The organism is Roseibium sediminis (genome assembly GCF_008711325.1).
Lineage (GTDB): Bacteria > Pseudomonadota > Alphaproteobacteria > Rhizobiales > Stappiaceae > Roseibium > Roseibium sediminis.
The window spans coordinates 178,492-193,991 of record NZ_VXDB01000001.1 but is presented as its reverse complement, the minus strand read 5'-3'; the positions used below and the strand labels follow the sequence as shown (position 1 = coordinate 193,991).

16 protein-coding genes are annotated in these 15,500 nt (G+C 58.1%); 12 read left to right on the top strand and 4 right to left on the bottom strand.

Annotated features, from left to right (window positions below):
* Positions 1–4: 4 nt before the first annotated feature.
* From F0155_RS00840 to F0155_RS00815, 6 genes are all read left to right on the top strand, one after another.
* Positions 5–931 carry an ABC transporter permease subunit gene (locus tag F0155_RS00840; protein ID WP_150522579.1) on the top strand — a complete coding sequence of 309 codons (927 nt, stop codon included), beginning with the start codon at positions 5–7 and terminating at the stop codon, positions 929–931.
* A 2-nt stretch (positions 932–933) separates the two neighbouring features.
* The gene (locus tag F0155_RS00835) at positions 934–1,770 is read left to right on the top strand and encodes an ABC transporter ATP-binding protein (protein ID WP_150522578.1); all 837 of its coding nucleotides are present in this window, start codon (positions 934–936) and stop codon (positions 1,768–1,770) included.
* 2 nt (positions 1,771–1,772) lie between these two features.
* Positions 1,773–2,606, top strand: a complete 834-nt coding sequence (locus F0155_RS00830) for an ABC transporter ATP-binding protein (protein WP_150522577.1) — start codon at positions 1,773–1,775, stop codon at positions 2,604–2,606.
* Between the two features lie 92 nt (positions 2,607–2,698).
* Positions 2,699–3,064: an ArsR/SmtB family transcription factor gene (locus F0155_RS00825; RefSeq protein WP_150522576.1), complete on the top strand. Its 366-nt coding sequence runs from the start codon at positions 2,699–2,701 to the stop codon at positions 3,062–3,064.
* 11 nt (positions 3,065–3,075) lie between these two features.
* Positions 3,076–3,564 carry an arsenate reductase ArsC gene (locus tag F0155_RS00820; RefSeq protein WP_150522575.1) on the top strand — a complete coding sequence of 163 codons (489 nt, stop codon included), beginning with the start codon at positions 3,076–3,078 and terminating at the stop codon, positions 3,562–3,564.
* A gap of 9 nt (positions 3,565–3,573) precedes the next feature.
* Positions 3,574–4,245, top strand: a complete 672-nt coding sequence (locus F0155_RS00815) for an MIP/aquaporin family protein (protein ID WP_150522574.1) — start codon at positions 3,574–3,576, stop codon at positions 4,243–4,245.
* A gap of 19 nt (positions 4,246–4,264) precedes the next feature.
* Here the strand turns inward: F0155_RS00815 and F0155_RS00810 are convergent, their stop codons facing one another.
* Positions 4,265–4,903: a GntR family transcriptional regulator gene (locus F0155_RS00810; RefSeq protein WP_150522573.1), complete on the bottom strand. Its 639-nt coding sequence runs from the start codon at positions 4,901–4,903 to the stop codon at positions 4,265–4,267.
* 129 nt (positions 4,904–5,032) lie between these two features.
* Between F0155_RS00810 and F0155_RS00805 the strand changes: the two genes are divergently transcribed.
* Genes F0155_RS00805 through F0155_RS00795 form a run of 3 tightly spaced genes read left to right on the top strand, consistent with a single transcriptional unit; the run spans position 5,033 to position 8,233 of the window.
* Positions 5,033–5,935 carry a dihydrodipicolinate synthase family protein gene (locus F0155_RS00805; protein WP_150522572.1) on the top strand — a complete coding sequence of 301 codons (903 nt, stop codon included), beginning with the start codon at positions 5,033–5,035 and terminating at the stop codon, positions 5,933–5,935.
* A gap of 6 nt (positions 5,936–5,941) precedes the next feature.
* The gene (locus F0155_RS00800) at positions 5,942–7,183 is read left to right on the top strand and encodes an NAD(P)/FAD-dependent oxidoreductase (protein ID WP_150522571.1); all 1,242 of its coding nucleotides are present in this window, start codon (positions 5,942–5,944) and stop codon (positions 7,181–7,183) included.
* Positions 7,184–7,198: 15 nt separating this feature from the next.
* Positions 7,199–8,233: a 4-hydroxyproline epimerase gene (locus tag F0155_RS00795; RefSeq protein ID WP_150522570.1), complete on the top strand. Its 1,035-nt coding sequence runs from the start codon at positions 7,199–7,201 to the stop codon at positions 8,231–8,233.
* 2 nt (positions 8,234–8,235) lie between these two features.
* Here F0155_RS00795 and F0155_RS00790 read toward each other — a convergent pair whose 3' ends face one another.
* Together F0155_RS00790 and F0155_RS00785 are read right to left on the bottom strand one after the other, a co-directional pair.
* Positions 8,236–9,141, bottom strand: a complete 906-nt coding sequence (locus tag F0155_RS00790) for a hypothetical protein (protein ID WP_150522569.1) — start codon at positions 9,139–9,141, stop codon at positions 8,236–8,238.
* A 63-nt stretch (positions 9,142–9,204) separates the two neighbouring features.
* Entirely contained in the window at positions 9,205–10,305 is a 1,101-nt protein-coding gene (locus tag F0155_RS00785) for a hypothetical protein (RefSeq protein WP_150522568.1), read from the bottom strand.
* A gap of 277 nt (positions 10,306–10,582) precedes the next feature.
* On the opposite strand from F0155_RS00785, the gene F0155_RS00780 reads away from it, so the two are divergent.
* Positions 10,583–11,704 carry an ATP-dependent DNA helicase gene (locus F0155_RS00780; protein ID WP_150522567.1) on the top strand — a complete coding sequence of 374 codons (1,122 nt, stop codon included), beginning with the start codon at positions 10,583–10,585 and terminating at the stop codon, positions 11,702–11,704.
* 130 nt (positions 11,705–11,834) lie between these two features.
* On the top strand, positions 11,835–14,276 hold the full coding sequence (locus F0155_RS00775; protein ID WP_150522566.1) for a Tex family protein: 2,442 nt from the start codon (positions 11,835–11,837) through the stop codon (positions 14,274–14,276).
* 138 nt (positions 14,277–14,414) lie between these two features.
* Here F0155_RS00775 and F0155_RS00770 read toward each other — a convergent pair whose 3' ends face one another.
* On the bottom strand, positions 14,415–14,669 hold the full coding sequence (locus F0155_RS00770; RefSeq protein ID WP_150522565.1) for a hypothetical protein: 255 nt from the start codon (positions 14,667–14,669) through the stop codon (positions 14,415–14,417).
* 25 nt (positions 14,670–14,694) lie between these two features.
* Between F0155_RS00770 and F0155_RS00765 the strand changes: the two genes are divergently transcribed.
* Positions 14,695–15,468, top strand: coding sequence for a PhnD/SsuA/transferrin family substrate-binding protein (locus tag F0155_RS00765; RefSeq protein ID WP_150522564.1), 774 nt, complete (start codon positions 14,695–14,697; stop codon positions 15,466–15,468).
* The last annotated feature ends 32 nt before the right edge of the window (positions 15,469–15,500 follow it).

Here is a 15,500-nt window from a genome sequence, read left to right as displayed (position 1 = left end):
ACCAATGACGAATTCCTCCCCTGCACCGGTCAGCACCGCCAAGCTGGAAGCCGAAAGCCGTAGTGCAACCAAGGCCCAGCTTATCGAGTTCTGGTACTATTTCTCCCAGAACAAGGGCGCAGTGATCGGCCTTGTCGTGTTCATGGCCCTTGTGATCATGGCCGTGTTTGCGCCGCTCATCGCTCCGCATGATCCAACCTTCCAGTATCGTGACAGTTTTCTCGTGCCACCAGCATGGGAAGACGGTGGTAAGGCGACCTTCCTTCTGGGAACGGATGCCGTTGGCCGCGATATCCTGTCCCGCCTGATTTACGGGGCGCAGTTCTCGCTGTTCATTGGTGTGGTCGTCGTGTCGATCGCCCTTGTCGGCGGCATCGTGATCGGCCTGGTTGCCGGTTACATGCGGGGATCTGTCGACACGTTCATCATGCGCCTGATGGACATCATTCTCGCATTCCCGTCCCTGCTGCTGGCTCTTGTGCTGGTCGCAATCCTTGGCCCGGGGCTGATGAATGCGATGATCGCGATTGCCATCGTTCTCCAGCCGCATTTCGTACGTCTGACTCGTGCTGCCGTCATGGCCGAACGCGGACGTGACTATGTGGTTGCTGCCCGCGTTGCGGGAGCAGGGCACATGCGTTTGATGTTCAAGACCATCCTGCCGAACTGTCTGGCACCGCTGATCGTTCAGGCGACGCTGTCGTTCTCAAATGCGATCCTCGATGCTGCAGCTCTTGGCTTCCTTGGCATGGGTGCGCAACCGCCTACGCCTGAGTGGGGCACGATGCTTGCCGAAGCGCGTGAGTTCATCCTGCGGGCCTGGTGGGTGGTGACCTTCCCCGGTCTTGCCATTCTGGTCACGGTTCTGGCCATCAACCTTGTCGGCGACGGCTTGCGCGATGCCCTTGATCCGAAGTTGAAGAGGAGCTGATCATGCCGCTTCTTGAAATCAGAAACCTGCGGGTCGAGTTTGATACCGCCAAAGGCCCGTTCCGCGCTCTCGATGGCGTTGACTACACGGTGGACGCTGGCGAGGTCCTTGCGATTGTCGGGGAATCCGGTTCTGGCAAGTCCGTGGCGATGCTGGCAACGATGGGCCTTCTGCCTGACACGGCAACCATCACCGCTGACAAGATGGAGTTCGAGGGCCTTGACCTGCGGACCCTGACCAAGGCTCAGCGCCGCAAGGTGATTGGCAAGGACATCTCCATGATCTTTCAGGAGCCTATTGCCAGCCTTAATCCGTGTTTCACCGTTGGGTACCAGCTGGCTGAAACCTTGCAGATCCATACGGACCTCAATGCCAGGCAGCGCAAGGACCGTGTCATTGAGCTGATGCATTCGGTCGGTCTGCCCAATCCGGAAAGCCGGGTGGACGCGTTCCCCCACCAGATGTCCGGTGGCCAGTGCCAACGTGTAATGATCGCCATGGCGATCGCCTGCAGGCCAAAACTCCTGATCGCAGATGAGCCGACCACGGCACTCGATGTGACCATCCAGAAACAGATCCTTGATCTGCTGGTAAAGCTTCAGCAGGACAGCGGCATGGGCCTGATCATGATCACCCATGATATGGGCGTTGTGGCCGAAACCGCAGACCGTGTGATCGTGCAGTACAAGGGGCGGAAGATGGAGGAGGCAGATGTTCTCTCGCTCTTCGAAAACCCGCAAAACGCCTATACCAAGGCGCTCCTGTCTGCCTTGCCCGAAAATGCGACCGGGGATCGTCTGCCGACGGTTGCTGACTTTGCAGGCGCGGGAGGATTTTGATCATGTCTCAACAACCCATTCTCAAGGTTCGCGATCTTTATCGGACCTATGAAATCAAGGGCGGTCTTTTCCGTCCAGCTTCCACGTTGACGGCCGTCAAGGGTGTCAACTTTGATGTGGAGCGGGGCACCACGCTTGCCGTCGTTGGCGAAAGTGGTTGCGGCAAGTCGACCCTTGCCCGCATGCTGACCATGATTGATGCGCAATCGTCCGGCACCATCGAGGTGGACGGCCTGCCGATCGATATTTCCAAGACAGGTATATCGAAGGACATGCGCCAGAAGGTGCAGATCGTCTTCCAGAACCCCTATGGTTCGCTCAATCCGCGCCAGAAAATCGGCCATGTTCTTGAAGAGCCGCTGCTGCTGAACACGAACATGCCGGCTGCTGAACGTCGGGACCTTGCTCTCGACATGCTGCAAAAAGTCGGACTCCAACCGGAGCACTACGGACGGTATCCGCACATGTTCTCGGGTGGTCAGCGTCAGCGTATTGCGATTGCCCGGGCCATCATGATGAAGCCGAAGCTTCTCGTGCTTGATGAACCCGTGTCGGCGCTTGATCTGTCCGTGCAGGCCCAGATCCTCAACCTCCTGAAAGACCTTCAGGACGAGATGGGGCTGACTTACGTCTTCATCAGCCATGACCTTTCGGTCGTTCGTTATCTCGCCGACAAGGTGATGGTGATGTATTTCGGCGAAGTGGTCGAATACGGCACGCGCGATGAAGTGTTCGGCAATCCGCAGCACAGCTACACCAAGACCCTGTTTGCCGCGACGCCGAACGCGGATGTGGAGAGTATCCGCAAGCGAATTGCTGCCAAAAACGCGGCCTGAGGCGATTTTTCCTGAAGGGATTGGAACCGCAACGGTCTGCGTTGCGGTTCTTTTTTATTTGAATGATTCCATATTTCGAGTATTCTCGAATTATGGAAAAGAAAGATGCCCTCTTGGCGCTCGCCGCCCTTGGTCAGGAAACACGTCTGGACGTCTTCCGTCTGCTGGTCCGCGCTGGGCGGGACGGCGCGTCTGCAGGGGCGATAGCTGAAGCCCTGCAGGTTCGCTCCAACACACTCTCCACCCATCTTGGAGCTCTTACCCGGGCGGGGCTGGTTGCCTCCCGGCGAGACGGTCGTTCCATCCACTTCTTTGCCCGAATGGACGGGATGCAGGAGCTCGTAACCTTCCTGCTGGAAGACTGCTGCAACGGTCGCCCTGATCTGTGCTCGCCGATTGCCGATCTGGCAGCGAGCTGTGCGGCAGCTACCGAAAACTCACCGAATTTGAAATCCTGAAGGGGACGATAGTGCGCAAGGTGCTCTTCGTATGCACGGCCAACTCGGCCAGATCCGTTCTTGGTGAAGCGCTTCTGCGCCATATGGGGAACGGACAGTTCAGGACCTATTCCGCCGGATCGACACCGCGAGGGATGGTCAATCCGGATGCGCTTGATTGCCTGCGTCGACATGGATTGCCCAATGAGGGGTTCCGTTCAAAGAGCTGGGATGAATTTGCACAAGCAGGTGGCCCGGAAATGGATCTCATCATCACTGTTTGTGATAGTGCTGCCGGGGAAGCTTGTCCCGTCTGGCTGGGGCACCCGATGGTGGTTCATTGGGGAATACCGGATCCTGCTTCCGTTGAAGGTGATGAAGCCGCGCGCGCTGCTGCGTTCGACTTGGCTTATGAGCGTTTGCGCCGCCGGGTAGACGCATTGCTCGCCCTGGGTGATTACGTGTTTGGCGCGTCGGACGGCCGGGCCAGGGTCAATGCGATTGGCCAAATGGACGACTGAGGGGGCACCATGTCTGAATATGATTTGCCGCGCCGATTGGCTGCAGAATTCCTTGGAACGGGCCTGTTGGTCTGCACGGTCGTCGGATCAGGCATCATGGCCGATAAACTGTCGGATGACGTTGCGGTCTCGCTTCTTGGCAACACAATTCCAACCGGTGCCATCCTGGTGGTCCTGATCACGATCCTGGGGCCGATATCGGGGGCGCATTTCAACCCGGCAGTGACCTTTGCCTTCTGGCTGAAGCGCCAGATCGCCATGACAGAAGTGGTGCCCTATGTGATCCTGCAGATTCTTGGTGGGATTATGGGCACGCTCATCGCCCACGCCATGTTCGATCTGCCTCTCCTACAGACGTCGACGACCGTTCGAACAGGCAGCGCACAGTGGATAGCGGAAGTGGTCGCCACCTTCGGATTGCTGGCAACCATTCTTGGCGGTTTGAAGTTTCGCGAAGATGCCATCCCGTGGCTTGTCGGGCTCTACATAACGGCGGCTTACTGGTTCACCGCATCGACGTCTTTTGCGAACCCGGCCGTTGCCATTTCCCGCAGCTTCACGGACACGTTTTCCGGAATCCGCCCGGTTGACCTTCCGGGTTTCATTGTCGCCGAGTTGATCGGCGCGGCAATCGCGGTTTACCTGATTGGATGGCTTCTGACACCCAAACGCGCTTCATAGGTAGGCGAGGCCACACAGTCTAGCCGAGGAGGGAGGCCGCCTGTTGCCTGAGATAGGTCATCAGGCTCTCTGCCTTGTCGCCTGCTGCCTTCTCATCCCCCGCTTCAATAGCTTGCATCAGCTCCAAATGGTTGCGGGCTGCCTGCGTCAGATCTTCTTCGCCGAAATAGCGGAACCAGAAGCGCCTGCTTTGTGTTTGCAGTGGAGCAACCGCCTGGGCTGCAAAAGGATTGCAGGCCGCCTCGGCGACGATTTCGTCGAAACGCTTGTCGAGACGTTGGAAAGCCATGATGTCTGCCTCTGCGACGGACTTTCGCATCTGCTGGGCGCAGTCCTTCAACGCGTCTCTCTGCTCCCTGCTTGCAAGGCGGGCAGCGGAACCTGCCAGCAGCACTTCCAGTGCATGACGCGCACTCACCACCTTGATGAAATCGGCGGGGTTCATCTCGGCAACCAGCACTCCAAGACGGGGCCGGATCGTTAGAAGTCCCTCCCAAGCAAGACGTTGCAAGGCCTCACGTACAGGGGTGCGGCCCATTCCCAGTTCTTCGGTGACCTTGCCTTCGGTGAGGGTGTCGCCCGGTCTGTAGCGCAGGGTTACCAGGTCTTCTTCCAGTTTCCGGTAGGCCTCAGAGGCCCGGCTTTCCACTTCCGGCATGGGCTCAGGTCTTCCTCAATTCCGCGGTTCAATTGCTTGTTGATATTTTACTCATATATCAGTCGTTGACAAACGGAAACTGAAGCTGCAAGGTCAGGTCCAACAGAATTCTTGATGGGAGATTCCAGAATGTGGAAAGGTGTCTTTCCTGCGGTCACGACGAAGTTTACCGCAGATGATGCTCTCGACCGGCCGGAGATGGAGCGTTGCTTCGCCCTGCAGATGGATGCCGGCTGTGACGGTTTGATCGTGTGCGGATCTCTGGGTGAAGCAATGGCTCTCGAGCCTGAGGAAAAGCTTGAACTGCTGTCCATTGCCAAGAGCGTTGCTGGCTCCAAACCTGTCCTGATGACGGTTTGTGAAAGCAGCACGAAACGGGCGGCAAAGGCCGCCAAGGCCGCTGCCAATGCAGGAGCTGACGGGCTGATGGTCCTGCCGGGTGTTCCTTACAAGTCTGCACCCCATGAAACGATTGCCCATTTGAAGGCGCTCACGCAGGCCGGCGGATTGCCGGTGATGATCTACAACAACCCTGTTGCCTATGGCGTCGATATCACGCTCGGGATGTTCGAGGAATTGGCGAAGGAAGAACTCGTTGTCGCGATGAAGGAATCGACCGATGACATCCGGCGCGTGACCGATGTCTTCAACCACTTTGGGGATCGCTTTGACGTCTTTACCGGTGTCGACAATCTGGCCCTTGAAAGTCTCATGGTGGGAGCTGTCGGCTGGGTGGCCGGTCTTGTCGTTGCCTTCCCGAAGGAAACGGTTGCCATCTACCGCCTGCATCAGGCGGGACGTATTGCCGAGGCTTTGGAAATCTACCGCTGGTTCCGCCCGCTTCTGGACCTCGATGTATCAACAAATCTGGTGCAGAATATCAAGCTTGCGGAGGTCCATGCGATCGGCTCCAATGATCGCTGTCGCGCCCCGCGCCTTCCTCTTCATGGGAAGGAACGGGAGAGGGTCGAAACCGTCATTCGCAAGGCATTGGAGTGCCGCCCGCATTTGCCGAGTATCCAGGGAGCATAGCCTTTCATGGCTGGTTTGCAGGTCCAGGTCATTGGCGCTGGAATTGTCGGATTGGCAACGGCTGCCGCGCTGCTGCAGCGCGGTTGCTCCGTCACGATCATTGACCGTGAAGGTGTAGCTGCCGGTGCCAGTCAGGGAAACGCCGCTGCCATTGCGTGGACGGATGTTGCCCCGCTTGCTTCTCCAGGCATCTGGAAGGACGCCATCGGCTGGTTGGCAGATCCTCTTGGTCCTCTCACGGTCAGGCCAGCTTATGCCCTGAAAATCTTGCCATGGATGCTTCGTTTCATCGGAGCGTCGTCTCCGTCGCGGGTTGCCGCCAGCACCGTGGCCCTCGCGGCTCTGAACAAGGATGCCTATCCGGCATGGGACCGGCTTTGGAAGGCTTCAGGAACCCACAATCAGGTTCGGCACGAGGGCTGTCTTGAAGTCTTCGACAATCGCTCGAAACTGGAACGGGCGCGCAGCTTCTGGGCGGAACAGCGGGACTATGGCATTGAGGTACAGGAGCTAACCTCGGCTGAAGTTCTGGAGCTGGAGCCGGAGCTGGCCGATCATGTGGTTGGCGGGGCCCTCATCCCCGGCTGGGCGCAGGTTGATGACCCCCATATTCTTTGCCGTTCGCTTGCGGGATGGCTGGAAGGGCAAGGTGTTTTGTTCGAGACAGGCGAGGTCATGTCCGTAGAGCCAACCGCCGAGGGCGCGCGGCTGGTCTTGAAAAATGGTGAGACACGGGATGCGGATCACGTCGTTGTCGCGTGCGGGGCCTGGTCGAAGAAGCTTGCTGCCGGTCTCGGAGACAATGTGCCGCTTGATACGGAACGGGGCTACAACATTACAGTTCCAAATCCGGGTCTCAAGCTGGGCCGCTTTGTGATGTTGCCCGGCCACGGATTTGTTCTGTCGCCGCTGTCCACCGGGCTTCGCATCGGCGGAGCAGTTGAGTTTGGCGGCCTTGATCTTGCGCCGAACTGGGCACGTGTCGACGCAATGATATCGAAGGCTCGGAAGCTTTTCCCGTGTCTGGATGCATCTGAAGGCAAGCGCTGGATGGGCTTTCGTCCTTCCTTGCCGGACAGCCTTCCGGTTATTGGCCCGTCGAGTGTCAGCCCGCGTATCATTTATGCCTTCGGGCATGCGCATCATGGTTTGACCCAGTCGGCGACGACGGGTGAACTGGTAACGTCCCTCGTATTTGGCGAAAAACCTGTAACGGATCTGGCCCCCTTCAGCGCGCAGCGTTTTTGATGTGAGATAGGTAAGATGGCTCGACACACGTTCTTCTGCCTTGACGGGCACACTTGCGGAAACCCGGTGCGCCTTGTCGCAGGCGGTGGGCCGCGCATTGAGGCAGCCAGCATGTTTGAGCGGCGACAGAAGTTCATTGCCGACTATGACTGGATCCGCACTGGCCTGATGTTTGAGCCGCGCGGTCATGACATGATGTCCGGCTCCATTCTCTATCCTCCCTCATCCGACGAGTATGATGTCGGTGTCCTGTATCTGGAGACTTCGGGCTGCCTGCCGATGTGCGGTCATGGCACGATCGGTACGGTGACGATGGCCATCGAGGAAGGTTTGCTGACTCCGGCGACACCGGGCTTGGCCCGACTTGAAACACCGGCAGGTCTGGTGCTGGCTGAATACGAGATGGACGGCGAATATGTGAAGTCCGTGCGCCTCACCAATGTTCCGTCCTTTCTTGCCGAGCAGGGACTTGAAATTGATTGCCCAGAATTTGGCAGGCTGACTTTTGATGTGGCCTATGGCGGCAATTTCTATGCGATCATCGAGCCGCAGGAGAAATTTGCCGGTGTTGGCACTGTGCCGGTGGACCAGCTGGTCGCCATCAGCCCTGTTCTGCGCGAACGGTTGAACGAGGCCTATACAATCATCCACCCGGAAAACCCGGGCATTCGGAACATCACTCACATCCAGTGGACCGGTCCGGCGGACCATCCGGACGCCGACGCCCGCAATGCGGTCTTTTATGGCGACAAGGCGATTGACCGCAGCCCCTGCGGGACCGGAACGTCCGCCCGCATGGCCCAGCTTCATGCAAAAGGCCAGCTGAAGCCGGGAGACAGCTTTGTCCACGAAAGCGTGATCGGTTCGCTGTTCAAGGGCGGGATCAAGGAAGAAGTTTCAATTGGCGGCAAGACCGGCATTCGTCCGACGATCGAAGGTTGGGCGGTGCGGACCGGAACCAACACCATCACGTTGGATGAACGTGATCCCTACATGACCGGATTTTCGGTAACCGGAACCTGCGTGAAGCGCTATCCGCGCCCTTCTTGAAATCATATGCCCGGATGGTTTGACCAGGGCCAGCCAAGGCCCGGTCTGAACATGTCGCCGAGACTGAAGGGAACCGGCTCCGGTTTTTGCGAGCGATAGCGACGGTCGAGTGCCTGATAGAAAAAGAGCTGCATTTCCTTCACCGGGGAGATGCTCAATCCCTGTGGCAGTGTTGCGGCCAGATAGAGCTCGGTTGCTGACGGGAGATCTTCCGGAACACTTTCACCAAATGAAGCCGCGCACTCGATAACCACCTGCTCCCATTCGTCCATGTTTCCGGCCAGCTCGGGTTTTGCCAGAACACGTTGTGTCAATTCTGCTTCGAGGCGAGAGAGCGGTGCCGGTTCTGCTGCCGTTGCAGAGGGGACAAGAAGGGCCGGAAGATTGTCTGAAGTAACGGTGTCGATGTCGTGACGGTCCAGATGCCAGACTGGATCCCGCCCTTTGAGGTGGGTTTCCAGTGTAGAGCCGATGCAAATGGCGATGTCGATCAGGATGCTGTGCCACATCGGACGCAAGGCAAGTTCGTGTCCCTTGCTGGAGACAAGTTGCGCGGCTGTGTCCTGCGCGGTGCTTGCCGGTAGATTTATCTCGATATGGCCCTGAATGAAGTCGCCGACCTTGTCCCATCCAGCAGGCCCATCCGGAATTCCAAGGCCGTGATACTGCAGGAGCTTGGACAGTTCAGACTGGCGAGCCTCCCTCTGACCCAAAAAGGCCGCCATGAAGCGCTCTCCGCCTGTCTTGTCACAATGTTCGGGATAGACATGGTCCGGAGGATCAAAGGGGACATATTGCCCGGGATCAAAGGCAAAACTGCTGCGGGCTTCCTGCTTGATTGCACGAAAGTCAAAGACCCTTGTTTTCCAGGGTTTCCATGAGGACGTCGTGGCGTAGGGCAGGAGCATGGCGAATCCGGTAACGTATTTACCCACTCTCGCCGGTCTTGCTTCTCCCGGCAAGTCCGGGCGTCAGGTACGCGATATCCATCGATAGACGGTTCGCCCGACGCTGCTGACCACAAGTGCTCCGCCGACCGCCCCTGCCAATCCTCCGATGGCCGCTCCGACCGCTGTTCCAACCGGGCCGCCTATGGCTGTGCCGACAAGGGCACCGGTTTTGACGCCTGCTGCTCCCCCCGCAAGGGCCCCGCTCCAGGAACCTGCAACGTCGGCAATCGTTTCGCCTGTCTGTTGACCAACTCGACCGCCGTCCGCCTTGTAGGCACTCGAAAGACGATAGGCGTCGATGCCGATGCCGACCGGAACAGCCACACGGCTGACGCCTTTCATGACTGCATGAGACTTGCCGATTGCCTGAAGCGTTCTGACGCTTGTCTTGCTGGGGCCGAAAGGTTGCTGGGCAACGGAAATTCGGCCCTGTGTGGCGTTGGAAGCTTGCTGTATGCGAGCTGCATTCGAGTTCTGCCGGGCTTCGAACTTGTCGGTCAAAGGAGGCTGCAGCAGATCGTAGTGAACCCGATTTGGTCCCTTGGCATAGTCATCAAGCTGTGCCGGATTGAAGAACGTTCCGACTTTCACTTCGGTTTTGACGGGTGTGTTGGCCTGTGTGTAGTCGAAGACGCGATTTGAATGGGCATCGGGGACTTCAAAACTGGTGGACTTCAATGGTCCACTGTTCTTTGCCGATAGCCACGATCCCTGAGAGCCCACCATCTGGCGCATGGCCGGACCCTTCGGGTCTTGGAATTTTTCCAGGGACGAGCCGTTGGTCCAGCTTTTGTTCGATCCGTCATATAGTCCGAACTTCCGGTCCTTGAGCGCTTGATCATAGCCCTTGGTGGCTGCAGCTGCGGCTTCGAGCGGTTTTGCAGTGTCTATGATGCGGTGCTCGTCTACCGTTTGTCTGGAAACCCCTCGCGCCTGGGCAAGTGGCGCGGCTAGATCGGCAGCATTCGTTTTGGCCGCTCGCAGTTCGCTTTCAGAACGTGTCGGCGCGGCTTTGGCCTTGTCGAGAGAGACCGCAAACCCCTTTTCCTTGTCCGGAGCCGGGCGGTCCGGAACAGAGATATCCGCAGGATCTGTACTTCTCGTGTTTTCAATCGAGGTCATGATAAATCCTCCTTAAAAAACAAAGCCTTTCAAACGGGGAAACCCCTTCTGGTGAACAAAAAACTAATCCAGCATCCCAATATTTATTCAGTTTTGACAATTTTCATATGCGGGTTGAGTACATAGAGGAATACGTAGTCTGGGTAGTAAATTGTAGCAGGGGTCGGCACCTAGAGCCCCAAAAAGGGGAAAACCACCTGACCCGGGCCGGCAGGCTGGCCCAGACCGCCGTTTCCGGATATGCAAGGGCAAACCGGAACGAAACGGGAATCAGCGAATGGCATGGTCGCCGGAACAGGAAAAGGCGCTCAGTGAAACGGCTGCATGGCTCCGCCGAGGCGACCGCCAGGTGTTTCGCCTGTTCGGCTTTGCGGGGACAGGCAAGACAACTCTTGCCCGGCATCTTGCTGAGGGCATCGACGGAGATGTCGTTTTCGGCGCTTTCACAGGCAAGGCAGCGCATGTTCTGCGGCAAAAGGGATGTACCGATGCCGGGACGATCCATTCCCTCATTTATCGCCCTCGCTCTGCGAAGGAAGAGGAAGAGGTCGATGATGACGAGGACGACACGGGACCGCAGTTTGCCTTGAAACGCGACAGCGCTGCAGCAACGGCCTCGCTTATCGTGATAGACGAGTGCTCGATGGTGGATGAGGAATTGGGCCGCGATCTCCTGTCCTTCGGCACACCTGTGCTCGTTCTGGGCGATCCGGCCCAGCTTCCACCGGTCAAAGGCGGCGGATTTTTTACCGAGGCCGAACCGGACGTGATGCTGACCGAGGTTCATCGTCAGGCGCAGGACAATCCGATTGTTCGCATGTCCATGACAATCCGCGAGGGCGGGCATCTGGATTATGGCGAGTTCGGTGAAAGCCGGGTCATCAATCGGCGTCAGATTGACAAGGAACAGATCCTTGCCGCAGATCAGGTGCTGGTTGGCACCAACAAGACACGCCGACAGTATAATGGCCGCATTCGGGAGCTGAAGGATTTCACGACGCCGATGCCGGCTGTTGGCGACAAGCTTGTCTGCCTGCGCAACGACAAGACCAAGGGTCTTCTGAATGGCGGCTTGTGGACGGTGTCGCGACTTCGTCAACCACGCGGAAACACCCTGAGATTTGATGTCGTTCCGGAGGACGAGGTCGGCAAGCAGACCGTCAAGGTCAAGGTTTTGCCTGCCATGTTCGAGGAGGGGGCGGAGCAGATCCCCTTTGCCATCCGTCGCAAGGCAGACGAGTTTGACTATGGTTACGCCCTTACCGTGCACAAGGCGCAGGGGTCGCAATGGGACAGTGTTGTTCTCTTTGACGAGAGCTGGGCCTTTCGCGAGCACAGGTCGCGGTGGCTTTATACAGCGGTGACCCGCGCTGCCGAGCGCATCACGGTGGTGCGCTGATCGCTGCGAAACCAGAATGCGTTCTGCACCTCGCTCATTTCGTGGTGGATCACCTACCGCGAGCTCTTTTGTGATATGACCGACCCGACTATCGTCTGCGCCTCCCTTCAATATTGGATCCGATCCCAGCATGTCTGACGCAACGTATTCCGCTTCCCCCGCTCCACGAGCTGCCCAGGTCCTGCCGCCTGAAACCGCGCTCCGAATTGCTCGGCGGATCGCGGATGAAATCGCCTGCCAGCCGGCGCAGGTAAATGCGACAGTTCAGCTGCTGGATGAAGGCTCCACGGTGCCCTTCATTGCGCGATACCGGAAGGAAGCAACGGGTGGGCTTGATGATACCCAGCTTCGCAAGCTGGAAGAGCGGCTGATCTATCTTCGGGAGCTGGAAGACCGCCGGGTTGCGATTTCCAAGTCGATAGAAGAGCAGGGCAAGCTGACAGATGAGTTGGCCAAAAGCATTCAGGCTGCCGACACGAAGTCTCAGCTGGAAGACCTTTACCTGCCCTTCAAGAAGAAGCGCCGCACAAAGGCACAGATTGCGCGCGAGGCAGGGCTAGAGCCGCTGGCGGATCTGCTGCTGGGCAACCCCGACAAGGATCCGGAGGCCGAAGCCGTTGGTTTTGTCAGCGAGGAAAAGGGCTTTGCCGACACCAAGGCCGTACTCGACGGCGCCCGGCAGATCCTGATGGAGCGGTTTGCGGAAAATGCCACGCTGGTTGGTCAACTGCGCTCCTATCTTCAGGACCGCGGCGTCGTTCGCTCCAAGGTGATCGACGGGCAGCAGCAGGCCGGCGCAAAATTCGCCGACTATTTCGACTATGAGGAAGCTCTCTCGAAAATCCCGAGCCACCGCGCCCTCGCCCTTTTCCGTGGGCGCAACGAAGGCATCCTCTCGGTGGAGCTGGTGGCGGATGCGGATGACCCGGCACCTGTTGCGCCTGCCGTTCGCAAGGTCGCCGATGCCTATGGCATCGCGGATCGTGGTCGTGCCGCCGACAAATGGCTGATGGATGTGGCCCGCTTCGCCTGGAAGGTGAAGCTTGCGCTTCATCTGGAACTCGACCTGATGGGGGCCTTGCGCGACCGGGCAGAGGAAGGCGCCATCGACGTCTTTGCGAAGAACCTGAAGGATCTCCTTCTGGCTGCGCCTGCCGGATCCAAGACGACTTTGGGCCTCGATCCCGGTATCCGTACGGGCGTGAAGGTTGCTGTCGTTGATGCGACCGGGAAACTGGTTGAAACGGCGACAATTTATCCGTTCCAGCCCCGCAACGATGTTACCGGCTCGCGGGCGACCCTTCTTGCGCTGATTGCGCGCCACAAGGTTGGCCTGATTGCGATCGGAAACGGAACGGCAAGCCGGGAAACCGACAAGTTGGCCGGTGACGTTCTGGCTGATATTCCGGCAGCGAGCCGCCCGATCAAGGTGATTGTCAACGAGGCTGGCGCTTCGGTCTATTCTGCGTCCGAACTTGCGGCAAAGGAAATGCCGGATGTCGATGTGTCCTTGCGAGGGGCCGCCTCGATTGCGCGCCGATTGCAGGACCCTCTTGCCGAACTGGTGAAGATCGAGCCGAAGTCCATCGGGGTTGGCCAGTACCAGCACGACGTCAACCAGACCCGTCTCGCCCGTGCGCTGGATGCCGTTGTGGAAGACGCCGTGAACGCTGTCGGAGTTGATCTCAATACGGCCTCTGCAGCCCTTCTGTCGCGCATCTCAGGTCTGAGCGAGAGCCTTGCCAAGGCAGTGGTCGAGCATCGTGAGAGCATCGGTCGCTTTGAAAGCCGCAGGCAGTTGAAGGACGTTCCGCGTCTTGGATCAAAGGCTTTTGAACTTTGCGCCGGCTTCCTACGCATAGCGGACGGATCTGAACCGCTCGATGCTTCTTCCGTCCACCCGGAAGCCTATCCACTTGCAAAGCGGATCGTGAAGGCCTGTGGCCGCGACCTCCGGCAACTGATGGGCAATAGCTCTGTGCTTCAGGCCTTGGACCCGGCCGAGTTCACGGACGAGAAATTTGGCCTGCCCACTGTTCGCGATATCCTGTCGGAACTGGAAAAGCCGGGGCGTGATCCGCGCCCAGAGTTCAAGACAGCGGCCCTGCAGGATGGTGTTGAAGAAATCTCCGATCTGAAGCCGGGCATGAAGCTTGAAGGGACCGTCACCAATGTGACCAATTTCGGAGCCTTCGTTGATGTGGGCGTGCATCAGGACGGGCTTGTCCATGTCTCGCAGCTGGCCGACCGGTTTGTCGACGATCCGCACACGGTCGTGAAGGCGGGCGATATCGTCAAGGTCACCATTTTGGAAGTGGATGTGCCGCGCAAGCGCATTTCCATGACTATGAAGTCTCAGGTTGACTATCAGGGCCAGCGTGAACGGGAACAGGATAGGGGCGCGCAGCCGCGCGGACCTGGAGGCCCGGGCGGACGCGGGCCAGGGGGGCGTGGACCGGGCGGCAAGGGCGGTGGCAAGCCGCAAGGGTCGTTCGATCGAGGCGGTGGTGACGGCGGCAACAATGCCATGGCCGCCGCGCTCGCTGCGGCCATGAACAAGAAGCGCAAATAGGTTTTTCGCTTCAACAAGTACGCCTGTTTGAAAAAAGGGTGCGTCGTCCGGCGCATCCTTTTTTATTTCAAGTTGCTGCGAATTCTACGCCTGTCACAATCGTGAATGAAGCTGGTGTTTGATGCCCTCTGCCACCGGTCATGGCATTTTTCGCCCTGCCATTTCTCCTGATTTTTTCGCATGTAAGTGGTTTGATGTGATTTTTTCACCAATTACAGGTTGCGTTAATCTCAACTCATGCAATCTAATTGTTGCGAGTGCAATCCATTGGTTGCGCCTGACGGATTGGTGTTGCTGCCACATTGTTCCGTAGTTCGCTGCGGTTTCAATCAAGCCGGACAACCCAAAACCGCGGCGCAGGGCGGTTTTGGCGGTGAATGTCCATTCTTCCATTTCGCAACTGACGCCGGTAAGTCCGGTGTTCCTGCCCCTTTACAACTGGAAGGAAGTCTCCGGCGCAATCCAAAGACTGGAAACGGCGCTGGAACGCGCAATCCTGCAGCGGTTCGGGTCATCAGGCATGATGTTTTCCATGTGGTCGGCCACCGGAAGCCTTGAGGAGCGCTGGCAAGATGACAGTCTCCTGCTCAGTCAGGTGGATGCACATGCGCTCACAAATTCGCTGAGGGAGAAGGTGGTGCCGATCCTGACACCTCATTTCACTGTTCCAGGCTGTGATGGGGGGATGTGCGGGCGCCAGATTCTGGTCAGTAAATCTGGCAGCATCCGCACTATCGAGGATCTGTTGGGCCGTGGTTTGGCGCTCTCTCGGCGAGACCGGGCCATGGCACACCATGCCCTGAAGAAGGTTCTTCCAATGCCGCCGCACGGCGAGGCCGCCTTTTCTTCCCTCATCCAGACGGATGGGCACGTTGCCGCCATGCGCGCTGTTACAGAAGGTCAGGTGGATTTTTGTTGTGTCGATGCTGTCGCTTGGGCGATGGCAAAGGCTTACAGGTCCGATGTTGCCGATCAATTGCTGGCGCTCGCAACCACTCCGAAACTGCCTGCAGCTTCCTGGGTCACATCCGCGAGCCGTTCTGCTGCAGAAATTGAATGCATTCGTGATGCGGCGATTTCCGTTTTGTCCGATCCTGCGGTCGGAGCTGCGCGTGACGCGCTTTTCATTGGCGGGTATTCACTCATGAACCCCGCCGAACAGCTGCTGTCTGAGGATGTAGTAGCCAGTTGAGCACGCTTTTCACACGGCAAAAAGCCCGGCAC